This window comes from Pedobacter zeae (assembly GCF_014196715.1).
GTDB classification, from domain to species: Bacteria; Bacteroidota; Bacteroidia; order Sphingobacteriales; family Sphingobacteriaceae; genus Pedobacter; species Pedobacter zeae.
Genome location: NZ_JACIEF010000004.1, coordinates 684,802 through 700,676 on the forward strand (window position 1 = coordinate 684,802; position 15,875 = coordinate 700,676).

The following is a 15,875-nucleotide window of genomic DNA, read 5'->3' on the forward strand; positions in this document are numbered from 1 at the left end:
CTAGAAAGGATATCCTATCCCAATATTAAAAATTAAATTTTGCCTGCGCCAGTCTTTATTTCCAAAATCAATGTCGTTAAATACCCAACGCTGTCCTTCCGGTAAATATGGCTTACGAACGGGGAAGGCCACATCCAGGCGCACTACAAAAATACTGGCATCAACCCTTAAACCTGCACCAGTACCCACGGCAAGCTCGTTCAGTGCATTTTTAAGTTTAAAGCCTGATCCAGGCCTTGCCGTTTCCGGTTTGCCAGGTTCTCCCAGGTCTTCTTTTCTAAGCCAGATATTACCTGCATCAACAAATAACGCGCCATATAGTATGCTCACGATTTTAAAACGTAACTCCGAATTGAGCATCAGCTTAATATCTCCACCCTGGTCGGCAAAAATGGCATCATCCGGAACTTTATAGGTGCCAGGCCCCAAAGTACGGGCAGGGAAGGCCCTAACATCGTTACTGCCACCGGCAAAAAATTGCCTTACAAAAGGTAGCGAGGTGCTGTTGCCATAGGCAAAGCCATAACCTAAATTTAAACGGTTGGCCCAGATCAGGTTTTTATTGATTTTGTAATAATCCCTCAGATCGGCCTCCGCCCTGATAAACTGGTTGAGCGGAGTATTAAAAATGGTGTGTTTCCCTTCTTCATTTTTGGAGGTAAATAATCCCCAAACATTTCCGCCGGTTTCTAAAGCCCCATAAAAATAGGTGTTGTTCCGGCGGTTATCTTCCATCTGGTTGGTATAGGTGAAGTTGTAATTGCTGCCGACGATAAACTGATTTTCTAATGTAGACCTTAATAAAGGATTTTGTGTATAGATTCTTTCCTCGGTAGTATCGGAAGGGAAACTGGTTGAAACATAACTAATCGAAATCGGGTTAAAATTATGCTCCTTATACTGGTTTTCCTTAAAGTTATAACCATACTCCCCTTTGATGGCATGTAAGGTATATTCAGAGCCCCTGTTCAGCATCTGGTACGAAAGGGAAGTAATGGTTCTCGGAATAAAGGCATTGGTGCTGTTGGGTTTGTAAAATGGAACAATTAACCTCGGGAAGGTCAGCTTTCCTTCGGCTGTAAACGACAATGAATTTTTGCCCAACGAGGTTCCTTTGGTCTGTGTTTCAAAACCACCGCTCACACTGATATCAAGTTGTTCGGCATTTCTGAACAGGTTGCGGGTGGTTTGGGTAACCTTCACTTCAGAACCCACAAAATTATTCGATTTACTGGTTCCGGTAACCGAGAAGGTCAGCGAGTTTTTCTTTAAAGGGGTTAAATAAATATTCAGGTCAAGCTGGTTGTTCCTGAAACTATCTACCGGCAAAAACTCAGCCCTCACATCCTGAAAAGCGCCTACATTTACCATCCGGTTCAGCGATTGGTTATGGTCTCTGCGGTTGTAAGGTTCGCCTTTTTGAAAAAATACCAGGCGATCGAAAAGTTTAGGCTTAAAGGTATTGCGGTTATCGTAAATGTTAAAATCGTTATATACCTGCGGTTTTAGCCTTCTTAAAACACTGTCCCTGCGCAAGGTATAGTTAGGGTAGATATTGATATTCTTAATGGTATAAGGTTTCAGCGCAGCATCAGGCGCAATATCTTTTACCTTTAAGGTTACATTGACCAGGTTTTTGCCAATGGTACTGTCAACCTGTATAATTAAATAATCTGGACTGAAATAAAAATAACCGATTTCTTTCAGGTCATTATCAATCCTGATCCGCTCGTTTTTGTAAGTATCAATATCGTAATAGTCGCCAACCTTTAACAGGGTTTTATCCTTATTGGCATTGATATTTCGCGTTAACACACCGGTATCGGGTGGAAAGGTAACGCGATTGATTTTATAGCGTTGCCCGGTAACGGCGGTATAAATGGCCTTACCCTTCTTATCTTTAACCACTGTATCGCCGGTAACGGTGGCCTGCAGGTAGCCTTCGCTAATGAGGTAGCTGGTTAATACATCATTGTTGTACTTCAGTTTTACATCATTCAACAGCACGGGGGCCTCTCCCTTTCTGCGTAGCCAGTTCCTGAAACCTTTGGGTTTTGTAGGCTCCCCAGCAAGGTTATAAATACCAAGTTTGAATTTGATCCCTAAAAAAGAACTGTTAGGTCGCGGCCTGGTCTTCGCTTCGAGGTCATTTTTAATTTGCTTTTCGTTATCAATTTTGCCCGAAGAATCGGGATTGATCTTTACTTCGGCACCCGTGTACAAAATCTGTCCTGGTTTTAAAGATTTGGTACTGCTGCAAGCCCAAACTAAACAGGCCAATACAAATAAAAGCGGTCTAGTTAGTTTTTTCATCCTGTGCTTTCTGTTCAATGTTTCTTATTCTTCTGATTCGTTTCTTCTGGAATATCTCTCTAAATTTATTGTAATCTACCACGAGGGTAAAACCTAATCCGGTTTCGATAATCTGCCCTTGTACGATAACATCGTTCTGGTTACGGCGGTACGCCCTTAAGCGGTAGCGCCCATCGGCCGAGAGGGCGTATTCTACATTCACATTTCCGGCTATATTAGTCGATTTTTCTCCTGCCGCCTGTGGCCCTTCGAGGGCAAACGAACTGCCTACAGTAACCGTTAACCGATCGTTGAGTAACTTTTTAGATAAGCCCACTTCTAAATCGGTTTTTTGTTGCATCGAACCGGTTGAGTAATCTTCTGATGAGTTTACCCCAAAGTTGAGGTCGACGCCCTGTATTAAATCGGAGGTTAAATTGTTGAGCTGCTCGGTTAAAAGCTGGCTTACACTCGATCGGGCGAGCGTAGAAACCCCACCACCTCCACCGGCCAGACTCTGGAAGGGATTGTTGGCAATGAACCGGTTTAAGGCCAGCAAGGCAAAAACCTGTTTGTTCAACTCACTTTCATCGCGGTTTACGTTAATCAGCTTGGTGTACACCTGACCGCTTAAGGCACCACGTTCGTTCTCAGGTAAATCGAGTTTAAATGAAATGGTAGGTTTTAACAACTCGCCTTTCATCATTAAATAAACCTGAAAAGGTAGTTTCGTTCTGGCTTCATAAAGATCTGGCTGGTTAAGCAAATCGATAGGAGCAGCGTTTACTTCGTATAAAGCAGTGATATTGGCATTGGCTGAGGTAGGCTCCCCGGTCCAGATAATGGTACTGCCCTTAACCAGTTTAAATTCTTTTTTAACCACGGCCAGGGTAAGGTTGTACGAACCATCAACAATTTCGTAACGGCCTGTCATACTGATTTTTCCACTAGGATCCATCGTCACATTTAAATCGGCATCGCCCTTAACGTTCAGGTTATCGCCATTGGCCGGATCTACTACTACGTTAAGTTCAGCTTCAGGATCTATATTTACTGAGGCAACCAAATTTAAACCTTTAATTGGTGCCTTACTGATGCTATCTACTTTCAATGCTCTTTTGCCGTTAAACGGTGGCGCATCTTCATCTATAAACTGAACAATGCCTTCCTGGTCGATGATAGAAGGATCGTTGGCCGGCAGGGCAAAGAAAAATTTAGTTCCCTTGTTTACCCTGATGTTCATGTTTATATCGGGCTGGTTAAGGTCGCCGCGCACTTTAATGTTGCTGGTTAAGAAAACCGTTCCATAGATCATGTCGTTATCCGCTGCGGTCGAATTCAAGGCCCTGAAATTGTTGGTTTTGATATCCAGGCCGAAACGGTAATTTTTAAAATCGCTGGTGTAAACTTTTCCGTTAATGGTAGCTTTCTGGTTTAAAGAATCGATTAGCGTAAAATTGTTAAAGCTGATCCCTTCTTCGGTGAACGAAATCTTCTCGTTCGGCATCCTGAAATAAGAGTTTACATAGGCCACATTAAAGCCAGCATTGTTAAAAGTTAAATCGCCCAGTATTTTCGGCGCCGTTAATGCCCCTTTAACGGTTAGTGCCCCGGTTAGTGTACCTGTGCCTCGTTTAAGTTGACCAGCCGATAAACTTTCTATGTTTTTCATTTCAATCTTATCGATATTAACAGTCAGGTCAAGCGCGCTCTGGGGAGCCGTGTAATAGAAGCCGTTTGCCCGCAGTTCATGTACACCTGTTAAGGCTACATTCACTTCAAAGGCATTGTCGGTATTGTTGTTTACGGCTAAACGCAAAGTGCCCAGCTCGTCTTTTTGGTAACGCAGCTGATCGATAGTCAGGTTAGCCTCAAATTTTGGGGTATTGGCCAGGTCTTTCACATTGGCCGTACCGTTTAAGCGGCCACCTACCAGAGTGGTATCGGTTTCTGCAAATTTAGTCAGGGTCTCAAGCTGGAAATCCTTAAACTCAACCGTTAAAGGTGCATTGGGCTCAGTAGGGTTGCTGTTGATCGCCAGCGATTGGCCGCTGTTGCTGATCTGAAATTGGTTAACCAAAATGCCCGAAGCGCCAAACTGAATGTAATTATCTTGCGAAACCACCCATTTCTGGTAATCAAGCAGGAGTTTTTGCGGATCGAGCGTGAATTTAAAATCTTTGTTAATCGATTGGAAATTACCGCCAATAACATATTTGTTTTTGCGCTGCCTGTCGCGTAAGAAAATATTTACACCCAAATTATTGTTGGCAGCACCGCCATTTACCTCTGTGTTGAAAAGTGCAATGGATGGGCTTTGTAAACTTTTAACCGTTAAGCTGTAATCTAATTTATTATTATCGTTATTGATGTTTAAAACAGTGGTATCTACTTTAAAATCGCCATATACTACCTGAGGGAAATTACCTTTAATCTGCAGGCTGTCTTTTTGGGTATCGATTAAGCCATAAAACTGCGATTGCTTAAAAACAGTTAATTCGGGTACAAAACTCTTTAACAGTTTGGAATCGTACAGGTTCACAAAAAACCTTAGGCGCTGATCGGGAACTTTGGTAACCGTGCCAAAAGCGTAATATTTGTTTATTTCGTTAATAATGGCATTGCTAACCTTGGTTAGCTGGTATTTACCGTCAATTTTGGCGGATAGGATTTCAGATTTCAGCGTGAGTTCATTTTCCGTAGCCGTGCTTTTGGCACGTACAGAAATGGTATCTACATTAATCCGCTGCTTATCTTTTACTACCTGCAGACCAGTAACATCAACCGATCCATTTAAATAATCGGCATCAGCAGTAGCTAAATCTACTTTCACCAAACCGGCCGCACTCAACACTGTAGGGCTAAAGTTTAAAGCCTGCAGGTTAAGCTGTTTTAAATTTAAATCAGCTTTTACGCTTGGGTATTTACCAGCCAGGTTAACTTTTGCATCAAGGGCGAAATTGGCATTACTATCGGGCATGCTGCTTTTTACCGCCACCTTCTGGTTGGCATAGGTACCGGCCATATTCAAGTTGCGGTAGGTATATTTATTGTAGTAGGCGCTTAACACTTTTGCATTAAACTTTGCATTAATTTTTTTGGGGTCTAAACCGCTACCCGCTACCCGGGCTTTTGCTGAAACACGACCCAGTTTAGGTTGCATTTTTAACAGGCGGCCTACGTTAAAATTATTCAGGCTAATATCAGCCTGGTAACTTTCCTTACCTTTTGGGCCTTTCATTCCGGCAACAACATTGGCACCGCCCATATCCGTCAGGATGTTCATGTTGGTGTTAAAATCAGTCATCGATCCTTTAAAATTACCTTTTGCATCGATCACATTGGGTAATTCAATAGTAGGAGGGAGTGATTTTTTAGGAACAGCCACCAGGATATCACTTTTGGTAACGTGTAGTTTCTTAATGTTTAAATCGAGAAAGGTTTTTTTAATATCAGGCAGTCCTTTTGCCTTTCCGCTAATGTCAATCTGCGTATTTTTTAATCCGCTGATTTGTAAACGTGGAATATTAAGGTTGTTTAAATAACCATTAACATCGGCATGAAGTTTTATTTTTTCATTGCGGTAACTGGCCGGAACTGCATCGCTGAAATAACCCGCATCTTTTAAACCAATGGTGGTGTTTTTAAAGGCGAGGTTAAGCTTTACCCGTTCAGGATGTTTGGTGAGGTCATCCATTGAAGTAAAATTAAGCTCGGTAGCATTATCGATGGTTGTATTCGGGGTTTTGAGCACAAAATTGCTTAGTTTAATCAGCTTGTCGTTATACACCGCATCGCCTTTAAGCTCGTTTAGCACAAAGCCGCTTTTTTCTTTTAACGAGCCATTTTTTACATTGGCTTTTATGCCGGCAGCACTATAAGTTACCTTGCTGGCTCCTAAATTTAGTCCGGCTATTTTAAGGTGGTTAAAATCCATTACCTTTGGTACTGGTTTAGCGCCAAGGTTATCAAATTGTACATTATTATCGGCCAGACTGATGTTTTTAATCATGAGTCCAAGTGTCGATTTTTCAGGTACAACTGTATCTTTTACTTTTTTTAAATCGTTACTGGGTGCCGGCTTGAAAGCAAAAAGGATGTCCGACCGGTTTAAATGTGCATCATCAACGGCGTATTTACTGTTGGTTAAATCAACCTTGAGGTTAACCAAACCGAGGTCGTTAACATCGGCAACCGCCCTGGTGGTCGAAACCTGGTCGTCGTAATTGACTTTTACCTTGCTGAAAACAAAATTCTGTACTTCTATTAAAGGCAGTTTGCCCTGTTCTTTCTCGGCACTGTCTACACTATTGGTGATGTGTTGCACCAGTTGGGTTAAGGGTTTTTGCTGCAGATACCGTAAAGAAGTATTGGTTAAGCTTAGCTCCTTAATCACATAGTGTTGGTTGGCGAGGTCGAAATCCTTGATTTTGGTTTTAAAAGCACCCAGGTAAAGTTTAACGTTATTGCCGGCCACATCATCGCGGTAGGTGAGGCCTATATCCTCGAACGAAATCCGGTCGACAGAGAACTTTAGGGTTGAGGTCGTATCTTTCTTTACTTTCTCTTCGGGTTTTTTCTGGTCGCTGGCAAAAGCATCAACCAGGAAAGAAAAATTAAATGTAGTATCGGGATTAATGCGTTTAACATTGGCCCGAATGTTTTTAAGCTCGATGTTGTTGACTTCAACCGTGTTTTTTAAAAGTTTAAACAAGCTGATATCGACCGCTAGCTTTTCGGCATATAATAAGGTGTCACCTTTTCGGTCTTCGAGATAAAATTTATTTAATACAACATCTTTAGGCAGTGCAATCTTAATGCTTTCGAGGCTAACCTCGGTTTTGGTTTTGGTTTTAAGGTAATTAATAGCTTTATCCTTAACAAAATTTTGAACGGCTGGAATATTTAACGACAGTGCTAAACCAACCACTAGTATGATAATCGAGGCAATGAACCACAGTAAAATTTTGAAACTTTTGCGTACGTATTTATTCAAAGCTAAGCCTGTTTGGTGTTTTTATAAATGTTAAGAGTATGCCACGAAATTAATTTTAAGGCACTTTTTACTAAAATAATACAAAAAATAACTTAAATTGTTCGCCCGTTATAAAAATTTAACATTAGCGGCGTAAAAAAGTTTAAAATGAATTCAATAAATCTAAATATATCTTTTGAACAATACTCAGGTATTGATGAATTAACAGCAAAGGACCGCACATTATGTCAGCAGGCTGAACAAGCTTTGGCAACCTCATATTCCCCTTACTCTAAGTTTAGAGTAGGAACAGCCATCCGCCTGGCTTCAGGCGAAATAATTTTAGGCAGCAACCAGGAAAACCTCGCTTATCCGTCAGGGCTTTGTGCCGAACGGGTGGCGCTTTTTGCTATCGGTACTAAATATCCCGATGCGGTAATCGAAAGTATGGCCATTACCGCACAGACTGATCATTTTGAAATTTTAAAACCTGTTACCTCCTGTGGGGGCTGTTTGCAGGTAATGATCGAGTTTGAGCGCAAGCAACAAAGACCGATTGAGGTAATTTTTTATTGTTTAAACGGTGAGGTATTGAAAGTACCCAGCGTAAAAAGTTTGATGCCTTTTGCGTTTGTAGAGGATAGGTTGGAGCGGTAAGATGGAACGTCATTTTGAGCGAAGTGCAACCTTCTGTATTGCATAGGTGCTTTTATCCCGCCATCGCTTTTAGTCCTCGTTTCGTTGCTTTTCACGGCGGGCTAACCGCTTTGTCAGGTTTATTTACTAAGGTCTTTCAGGAAGTCGCCCTTTCTTCCAACCCCGGACCTCCGACTTTATTCCCTATATTTGGTTTTTTAGCCATTATGAAACAGCTATACCTCCTCATTTTTTCGGTTTTTATTTCACTTAACCTGCAAGCCCAGGGCATACTTAAAAGCAATGCAGCTTATAAAATTACTTATTTCCGCTCTGCGGATGGCAAACCCAAAGAAGATCGCAACGCTACGGTGGTGATTGCCACTGCCACACAGAATTTAATCAGTAATGCCAGCATCCTGGATCATAAAGCCAGATATCCCTACGAGCAAAGCCTGGTAACCAAACCCGCACTGCTTTTATATCAGCTAGCTGATCTGAGTACCGGCAGCCAGCTGGCAACGGTTGATAGCACGGCCATCGGCAAACAGGTTTTCGAATACGGTAACGAAACCAAAATAATAATGGGGTATACCTGCAAAAGGGCCACTACTATTGTTAACTCCAACCGGATAGATTTGTGGTATACTGTTGAAGCGGGAATAAAAGCTGCACCTACGGTTTTAGGCCAAAACCTGGGTTTAGTGTTAGAGCAGGTTCGGAACGGCAACAGCTACCTGACCGCAACTAAAATAGAAACGGTTAAAAATGTAAACCCGGTTGATGTAGCCAAAATAAGTGCAAACCTGAGTGATGGGTTAACTTATAAAGATTTATTGTGGAAAAGCCGGTTTACTACATTGGCTGTCTTTAATAACGAAGTCATCAATTTTGTAGATAAGCCGCAGTCAAACGATTCGGTTTTTCGTTTTGCCGGTGGAACAGTGATAGCGCGGAAAGTTAAATTTCCAGCTTACCCAGGCAGCCCAAATGTTTTTGTCGATTTAACAGCGCAATCGAATGGCGATGCTTACGACAGAACGGGTTCAGTATTTGTAATCCCCACAGATAAAACCATCAGCCTGATGGATGCCCTGAAAAACTCGGTAAAAGAACTGCCCGTTTATGATAATGGTAACGGGAAAACGTACCAGGGGGTTGTAGCTACGGCCAATTATAACCCGGTAATTGAACTGATGCGCTTTTTTACGCCTTTTGGTGTAGGGAAATACAATACTTTAAAACTAAAAGATAAAAACTGGGCCGAGAAAGTGTATTACCGTCAGGATATTTCGGAACTTTTTCCTTTGGTAAACGGAAAGGAAGCCTGGGTAGCCGTTTTTATCGGTAATTATGATAAAGGCGGCCATAAAGTTTCGATGAACATCACGCTGCATAACAGCGGCCGGGGAGAGCATCATAAAGAGCTTATCCTGCCATTGTTCAATTCGACCAATGTAATGGAAATGGCCGGACAAGAGTATGCCACCATGTTTAGCATTGAAAAAGGCCTGGAGGTTTCCTTTACGCTCGATAAAGATATAAAAGATGCCAGGTTACGGTACATTACCACAGGCCATGGAGGCTGGGGAAATGGCGATGAGTTTGTTCCACGTAAAAATACCATATGGCTGGATAATAAGGAGGCTTTTGCCTTTACCCCGTGGCGCCAGGATTGCGGTTCTTACCGTTTATCGAACCCGGCATCAGGTAATTTTGAAAACGGTCTGTCATCATCCGATCTAAGCCGGTCTAACTGGTGCCCCGGAACGGTGACCAACCCGGAATGGATTAGCCTGGGCGATTTAAAAGCAGGACAGCATACCATTAAGGTTACGATTCCGATGGGTAAGCCCGAAGGTTCGAGCTCAAGCGCCTGGAATGTTTCGGGCGTACTGCTCGGTACGGAATAAACAAGTTACCATTGCTCATCTGTTGTCAGCCAGAGCCTGCCGACTTGAGATTTAACCAGATTATTTGAGGTACTTATTTTGTGCATGAATAATTTTTGTCATCCTGCGCATAGTAGAAGGATCGAAATGTGAATAACCTGTCTTCATTCTGTGCAATCATTTTTATTATATTTACCGCTGCCAATTTTTGTATATAAATGAGTGAAGAACTAGACCCAAACATCAACGAAGAACACAAACATACCATAACGCCAATTAACGGTTTATATGAAAACTGGTTTCTCGATTATGCGTCTTATGTAATTCTCGACCGGGCGGTTCCACACATTAACGATGGATTAAAGCCTGTTCAACGCCGTATTATGCACTCGTTAAAAGAGATGGACGACGGGCGTTTTAACAAGGCTGCCAACGTAATTGGTAATACCATGAAATATCACCCGCATGGCGATGCTTCAATCGGCGATGCGATGGTACAAATCGGGCAAAAAGACCTGCTGATAGATATGCAGGGGAACTGGGGCGATCCGGTTACGGGCGATAGCGCTGCTGCTCCCCGTTACATCGAGGCCCGTTTATCGAAATTTGCCAACGAAGTGGTTTTCAATCCCGATACTACCGAGTGGCAGTTAAGTTACGATGGGCGTAATAATGAACCTGTTACCTTACCGGTTAAATTCCCGCTTTTGCTCGCCCAGGGTGCCGAAGGTATTGCGGTAGGCTTGGCCACCAAAGTAATGCCGCATAATTTTGTCGAATTGTTGGATGCATCGATGGAAGCATTGCGCGGCGTACGCCCGAATATCCTGCCCGATTTCTTTACGGGCGGTATGGCCGATTTTTCGAACTATAACGAAGGTCAGCGTGGCGGTAAAATTAGGATAAGGGCAAAAATTACTGAAAAAGATAAGAAAACGTTGATCATCAGTGAGGTGCCTTTCAGTACCACCACGGGTTCCGTTATCGATAGTATTTTATCTGCTAACGATAAAGGAAAGATCAAAATCAAAAAAATTGAGGATAATACTGCGGCCAATGTAGAGATTGTAGTGCACCTGGCCCCGGGTATTTCGCCCGATGTGACCATTGATGCGCTTTATGCTTTTACTGCCTGCGAAGTTTCTATCTCACCCAATACCTGTATCATCCAGGATGATAAACCACACTTTTTAAGTGTGAATGATATCCTGATCGAAAACACCAAACACACGAAAGGCTTACTTAAAAAAGAGCTTGAAATCCGTTTAAATGAATTACAGGAGAAAATTTTCTTTAGCTCCCTGTTAAAGATATTTATTCAGGAAGGGATGTATAAAAACCCTGACTACGAAAATTCGAGTAATTTTGAAACGGTTGTGGAGGTTTTACACAGGTTGTTCGAACCTTTTAAACCCTCGCTTTACCGCGAAATCCAACCCGAAGATTTCAAAAAACTGATCGATAAGCCGATGAGTAGCATTACCCGTTTTGATGTGAAAAAGGCCGATGAGCAGATGAAAAATCTGGAAGAGGAAATTAAAGTAGTTAAAAACCATTTAAAACACCTTACTGATTATGCGATTGCCTGGTTTCAGAAGCTGAAAGATAAGTACGGAAAAGGGCGGGAGCGTAAAACAGAAATCCGCCTGTTTGATCGTGTTGAAGCTTCTAAAGTTGCCTTGGCCAACGTAAAATTATATGTAAACCGCGCCGATGGCTTTGTGGGCTCGGGTTTACGTAAAGATGAATTCGTAGCCGATTGCTCGGATATCGATGAAATAATTGTTTTCCGTGAAGACGGAAAATGCATCATTACCAAAGTGGCCGATAAAACCTTTGTGGGCAAAGGCATTATCCATGTACAGGTGTTCAAGAAAAACGATGAACGTACCGTTTACAACATGGTTTATAAAGATGGTGCCAGCGGAACATCGTATATTAAAAGATTTTCGGTGGTGGGTGTAACCCGCGATAAGGAATACGATTTAACTAAAGGATCAAAAGGTTCTAAAGTACTGTACTTTACCGCTAACCCGAACGGAGAGGCTGAAGTGATCAATGTAGCCTTAAAGCCGCACTCTAAATTACGTAAACTCCAGTTCGATCTTGATTTTGCCGAAGTGGCCATTAAAGGCCGCGGTTCGCAAGGAAATATTGTATCGAAATACCCGGTTAAAAAGATCGTTTTAAAAAGCAAAGGCGTTTCTACCTTATCAGGACTTAAAATCTGGTACGATGATTTGTTAAAACGCCTCAATGTTGATGGTCGCGGTAAATACCTGGGCGAATTTGATGGCGACGACCGCATTTTACAGGTACACAAAGACGGTTACTATGAACTGAGCTCTTTCGATTTAACCAACCATTTTGACGATAACCTGCTGCTGATCGAGAAGTTTGATCCCGAAAGGATCTTTGCAGCAGTTCATTTTGAAGGTAAGGCGCAGAACTATTTCATTAAACGTTTTGCATTCGAATTGCAGGCTAACGGTAAGAAAACGATCTTCATCAGTGAGGAGCCGAAATCGAAATTATTGCATTTAACAGGTAACCCCGCTGCCAAAATTATAGTCGATGTATTAAAAGGTAAAACACAGGTTCCGGAAACCCTTGAACTTGTACTGGCCGAAATGATTGATGTTAAAGGGTTAAAGGCTAACGGTAACCGCTTATCGCCACACGATGTGCAAAAGGTTGTATTAGAAGAACCGGAGATTGAAGAAGAGGAAGTAGAAGAAACACCGGCTGAAGGTGATAACGAAAGCAACGACGGAGCGGCAGATACCACTGAAGAGGCAAATGAATCTTCAGACACAACAGAAAAGGTTACTGATGAGCCGGCTGTAGAGAAAGTGAAACCAAAATTTGAGCGTACCGAAGCACCTGCACCTAAAACAGAAAAACCAGCACCAGCCGAACCAGAAGCACCAAAAGCTGAAGAAAAACCCGTAAAAAAAATAGATTTCGAAATTACTAACCCCGATGATATCGATATTGATGATAAGGGGCAAATTGGGCTGTTTTAGATTTTATGGATATGAGGCTGGTTTTATTATTATTTCTTTCAATTTCCACAGGTTCATTTGCTCAAGACCAAGTAGCGGAGAAAACGGTGCAGAATTTTTTAGTGCAATTTAATGCCGCCAAATACGACCAGATTTATAGTACACTTTCTGCAGACTATCAAAAAAAGTTATCCAAAAAGAATATGGTTAAATATTTAGACTACATCCACGGGATGGTTCGAGGATTTAGGTCGGCCACATTCAAAACTCAAAAAGGAAAAGAATTTATGTATTTTTTTACCTGTAAGGATAAAGAAATAAATGCTGATTTTCAGTGTGTAATTAATTCTGATGGTAAATTTGAATATTTAACATTTAAAAGAATAGGAGGAAAAGGGGATCCACCTCCTGTCGGTAAAATGAAACAATAATATTGAAATTATACCGATCTAGCATTTTTAAACCTATATTTGCCTTGCTCAAAGGGGTGCTTACGGGTTTAAATTCTTTTAAATCAGTTTGCTGAGATTACACCCATTTAGAGGTTTAAGGTAAAAGGCTTATGGTATGAGGTTATTAACCTTAAACCCTAAACCATTAACCTTCCGCCTTTAATGTACCTGATGCGGATAATACCGACGTAGGAAAGAGGTTAGCATTTACCATACTGTTTCGCCCTGAAAGCAGTTTTTAATAATTTTTAAAGATTGTAAATGAATTTTCAGGATTGGTTTAAGCTTTTTCAGGAGCAGATTGTACACACCTCTTTTATCGAGTGGCTGGCTGTGGGTTTTGGTGTAGCAGAGGTTTTGCTGGCCAAAAAGAATAGCATTTGGCTGTACCCAACCGGTATCATTTCTATCCTCTTATCCATGTTCCTGTTGCTAAATGTAAAGCTATATGCAGAAACACTTTTAAGTATTTACTATCTGATCATGAGCGTGTATGGCTGGATCATCTGGAAGAAAAGGAAACAGGAAGCCGAAAGCCAGGTATCGTGGTCAAATAATAATGAATTAACCATTGCAGTGCTGATTTCAGTAATTGGTTTTGGCGTATTATTTCTGGTATTAAGACATTTTACCGATTCTGATGTACCTCTTTTTGATGCCTTTGTTTCGGCTACTGCCTGGGCAGGGATGTGGTTACTGGCCAAACGTAAAATAGAAAACTGGATTTTCCTTAATATTTCCAACATCGTAGCTATCCCCTTATTGTTCCATAAAAAACTGCCGCTAATGGCCTGCTTAACTACCTTTCTATTTACAGTGGCCATTTTTGGTTTCTTTGACTGGAAAAAAATCATCAACAAAAGCAGGCTTAAATTGGCCCAATCTTAAAGCAGGCATACAATGGATGATACCTTAACCCTTAACTGGCAGGAAAAAGTTGCCAAATATGCCGCCCTTTCTGAAGAAATGGGCAAGTTGCATCCCGAAATATTAGCGCTGGCTTACCAGGAAAACTGGTTTAAACTTTTTGTGCCTGAAGTTTATGGAGGCGCCAATAAAAAACTGCCTGAAATTCTGCGTTTAGAAGAACAACTTGCCGAAGCTGATGGGAGCCTTGGCTGGACCGTTACCTTATGTGCCGGTGCGGGATGGTTTGCAGGCTTTTTAGATCCCGGATTGGCAACCGAAATTTTTGCCGATAATGAGGTTTGTTTTGCAGGGAGTGGGGCAGTAGGTGGTGAGGCTGTTAAAACTGGCAAGGGCTATCTCATTAACGGACAATGGAACTATGCCAGTGGTGCATTGCACGCCACCATATTTACGGCCAACTGTTTCCTTAAAGATGAAAACGGTAAGGATATTCTGGATGAAAAGGACGAATCCATTATCAAATCATTTATCCTGAAAAAGGCAGAAGTTCGTATTTTACCCGGTTGGTCTTACTTTGGTTTAATAGCCACAGGTAGTCATGCTTTTGAAGTAAAAAACCTTGAGGTACCCGAAAACAGGACTTTTACCATTAATGAGGGCATCCAACTAACAGATTCGGGCTTTGATTATCCCTTTTTACAGCTTGCCGAAACAACTTTGGCCGTTAACAGCCTGGGCATGACCAAGCATTTTATCCGGCTGGTAGAAAAATCTTTCCATGCGCGGTCCAGCATGAAGAGATTTACCGACGTACAAATCGAGTTTTTTACAGCGGAGTTAAACCGTTGTAAAAGTAAAGTACAGGCCTTACGTGAGCAGTTCTTTACTACGTTTGATAAATCGTGGGCTGAGTTAATGGAGAATGGTCAAATCAGCGATGCCAAACTGACCGAGGTCAGCGCAATCAGCCGTAAATTGGCTCACGCCTGTTGGCGTACTGCAGGTATTTTGTTTCCGTATTGCGGTTTAGAGGCGGCCAAAAAAGGATCGGAGATTAATCGGGTATGGAGGGATATACACACGGCCAGCCAGCACGGCCTGCTTACATTTGAGGTTTAATTATTCGAGTAACTCCGGTTTAATTTTCGCTCTGAAATCAGCAGCAAACTTATTAAGTTTGGGTTGTATTACAAATGCACAATAAGGTTTCCCCTGGTTGTTGTTAAAATAGTTCTGATGATAGTCTTCTGCCTCATAAAATTCAGCTATTGGCGAAACCTCTGTTAAAATTGGCTTTTCAAAAATGTCCTGTTTCGTTAAGTTTGCTATCATATCCTCCGTCTGTTTTTTCTGATCTTCATTTTCATAAAAAACTACCGAACGGTATTGTGTACCAACATCATTCCCCTGCCTGTTTAAAGTGGTTGGATTATGGGTTTTAAAAAATACCAATAGAAGCTCATTAAACGAAATAATACGTTCATCAAACTCAATTTGAATTACTTCTGCATGGCCGGTATCCCCATTACAAATTTCCATATAGGTAGGGTGTTTCAAATCTCCTCCCATGTAGCCTGATGTAACGCGGCTCACTCCATTTAACGTCTGAAAAACGGCTTCGGTGCACCAGAAGCAGCCTCCGCCAAGTGTTGCTGTTTGCATATCCTACAGTATAAAATCTATTCCCTGTCTTTAATATCAAAAAAAGACATTTTTTTGATATTAAAGACTAGTTTAATACCGATTATTCCTA

At 41.7% G+C, this 15,875-nt stretch carries 9 protein-coding genes; 6 read left to right on the forward strand and 3 right to left on the reverse strand.

Annotation, left to right across the window (positions count from 1 at the left end; all coding sequences use genetic code 11):
- Together tamL and GGQ60_RS21510 are read right to left on the reverse strand one after the other, a co-directional pair.
- Window positions 1–2,313: a translocation and assembly module lipoprotein TamL gene (gene tamL / locus GGQ60_RS21505; RefSeq protein WP_183768227.1), complete on the reverse strand. Its 2,313-nt coding sequence runs from the start codon at window positions 2,311–2,313 to the stop codon at window positions 1–3.
- A complete protein-coding gene (locus GGQ60_RS21510) occupies window positions 2,297–7,288 on the reverse strand; it encodes a translocation/assembly module TamB domain-containing protein (RefSeq protein WP_183768229.1) in 4,992 nt (1,663 codons plus the stop codon). Before GGQ60_RS21510 ends, tamL begins: the two co-directional genes overlap by 17 nt.
- 147 nt (window positions 7,289–7,435) lie before the next feature.
- On the opposite strand from GGQ60_RS21510, the gene GGQ60_RS21515 reads away from it, so the two are divergent.
- From GGQ60_RS21515 to GGQ60_RS21540, 6 genes are all read left to right on the forward strand, one after another.
- Window positions 7,436–7,924 (forward strand): cytidine deaminase, encoded by a 489-nt coding sequence (locus tag GGQ60_RS21515; protein ID WP_183768231.1) that lies wholly within the window; start codon window positions 7,436–7,438, stop codon window positions 7,922–7,924.
- 206 nt (window positions 7,925–8,130) lie between these two features.
- Entirely contained in the window at window positions 8,131–9,816 is a 1,686-nt protein-coding gene (locus GGQ60_RS21520) for a PNGase F N-terminal domain-containing protein (protein WP_183768233.1), read from the forward strand.
- Window positions 9,817–10,013: 197 nt separating this feature from the next.
- The gene (locus GGQ60_RS21525) at window positions 10,014–12,821 is read left to right on the forward strand and encodes a DNA gyrase/topoisomerase IV subunit A (protein ID WP_183768235.1); all 2,808 of its coding nucleotides are present in this window, start codon (window positions 10,014–10,016) and stop codon (window positions 12,819–12,821) included.
- An 11-nt stretch (window positions 12,822–12,832) separates the two neighbouring features.
- Entirely contained in the window at window positions 12,833–13,231 is a 399-nt protein-coding gene (locus GGQ60_RS21530; protein WP_183768237.1) for a hypothetical protein, read from the forward strand.
- Window positions 13,232–13,513: 282 nt separating this feature from the next.
- The gene (gene pnuC, locus GGQ60_RS21535) at window positions 13,514–14,140 is read left to right on the forward strand and encodes a nicotinamide riboside transporter PnuC (RefSeq protein ID WP_183768239.1); all 627 of its coding nucleotides are present in this window, start codon (window positions 13,514–13,516) and stop codon (window positions 14,138–14,140) included.
- 12 nt (window positions 14,141–14,152) lie between these two features.
- Window positions 14,153–15,241 carry an acyl-CoA dehydrogenase family protein gene (locus GGQ60_RS21540; RefSeq protein ID WP_183768241.1) on the forward strand — a complete coding sequence of 363 codons (1,089 nt, stop codon included), beginning with the start codon at window positions 14,153–14,155 and terminating at the stop codon, window positions 15,239–15,241.
- Here the strand turns inward: GGQ60_RS21540 and msrA are convergent, their stop codons facing one another.
- Entirely contained in the window at window positions 15,242–15,784 is a 543-nt protein-coding gene (msrA, locus tag GGQ60_RS21545) for a peptide-methionine (S)-S-oxide reductase MsrA (RefSeq protein ID WP_183768243.1), read from the reverse strand.
- Window positions 15,785–15,875: the final 91 nt, after the last annotated feature.